The sequence below is a fragment of the Pseudoalteromonas sp. MMG012 genome (genome assembly GCF_018100875.1).
GTDB classification, from domain to species: domain Bacteria; phylum Pseudomonadota; class Gammaproteobacteria; order Enterobacterales; family Alteromonadaceae; genus Pseudoalteromonas; species Pseudoalteromonas aurantia.
In genome coordinates this window covers 1-336 of the sequence record NZ_JAGJEF010000255.1, presented here as the reverse complement: position 1 = coordinate 336, position 336 = coordinate 1, and the positions used below count along the sequence as shown (strand labels likewise).

The window sequence follows — 336 nt, the reverse complement described above, 5'->3', positions numbered from 1 at the left end:
CGGCCAAGATTACCTTGATGGTGTGAAGAATACCTATGCGGGTAAAAATGCGGTGAAGGTAGCCACGGTAGGTAAGCCGAGTAAGGTGATCTTTACCGAGCAGCCCAGTACTGGTGACGCTCAAGTTGAAGGACTGGTATTTGTTGATGGTAATCAAAATGGCATAAAGGAAGGCAAAGATCTGGCGATCCCGAACCTAGCAGTCACCCTGAGCGGTAAGGATGAATTTGGCAACGCTGTGTCATTGAGCACCAACACCGACAGTAATGGTGCATTTAGTTTTACCGCGCTTCGCCAACCGGATGCAGACGGGTATGTGGTGACGCGCGCTGATAC

At 50.3% G+C, this 336-nt stretch carries 1 protein-coding gene; it reads left to right on the top strand.

Annotated elements, in window-relative coordinates; translation table 11 throughout:
• On the top strand, positions 1–336 hold a 336-nt coding region (locus J8L97_RS23315), incomplete at both ends, for an SdrD B-like domain-containing protein (protein ID WP_211053104.1).